The organism is Microbacterium umsixpiens, assembly GCF_053543675.1.
In genome coordinates, this window is sequence record NZ_JBLVOH010000039.1 from 17,044 (window position 1) to 17,375 (window position 332).

At 67.2% G+C, this 332-nt stretch carries 1 pseudogene; it reads right to left on the minus strand.

The annotated features are described in order from the left end of the window. Nucleotides 1-40: 40 nt before the first annotated feature. Nucleotides 41-332 (minus strand): annotated as a pseudogene (locus tag ACNPM4_RS04245) (phosphate/phosphite/phosphonate ABC transporter substrate-binding protein); the annotation flags it as partial.

The following is a 332-nucleotide window of genomic DNA, read 5'->3' on the forward strand; positions in this document are numbered from 1 at the left end:
GGGGGGGGGCACCGGGTGAGACGAAGGGGTCAGGCCGGGCTCAGCCCTGGCACTGCTCCGCTTCGGTCTCCTTGCAGATGTCGCGGATCAGGTCGTAGTAGGCGTCGTCGACCGGCTTCGTGGCGTAGAAGACGCTGCGGAAGGAGTCGCTGTCGGCGCTGTCGATGCCGGCGGCGATGATGTCGTCGATCGTGACCTCGGAGAGTCCGTCGACGAGCTGCTTAGAGACCTCCTCCGGAAGCGCCGACGAGTACACGAGCGGGGCGCCGGGGACCATCGTCTCGGCGACGACCTTGACCTTGTCCGACTTCTCGACCTCGGAGTCCTCGGCG